Here is a 328-nt window from a genome sequence, read left to right on the forward strand (position 1 = left end):
AACACCCGAAGCCGGTGGGGTAACCGTAAGGAGCCAGCCGTCTAAGGTGGGACAGATGATTGGGGTGAAGTCGTAACAAGGTAGCCGTATCGGAAGGTGCGGCTGGATCACCTCCTTTCTAAGGAAAAATGAAGTACAAGATACTTCATAAAAATGACGTTTCTGCATTTGTTTAGTTTTGAGAGAATTATCTCTCGAAGTTGTTCCTTGAAAACTAGATAACGATAACAATTCAAGTAATTCACTGAGTTTAAACGCTTAGTTTAGTGATTCTCTTAATAATTGATTTAAACGACATTTTAAATGTCAAAGGTTAAGTTGTTAAGGG

1 rRNA gene is annotated in these 328 nt (G+C 39.0%); it reads left to right on the forward strand.

The annotated features are described in order from the left end of the window. Window positions 1-118, forward strand: a 16S ribosomal RNA gene (locus tag K9V48_RS28750); the annotation flags it as partial. Window positions 119-328: the final 210 nt, after the last annotated feature.

Source organism: Metabacillus rhizolycopersici, assembly GCF_020075705.1.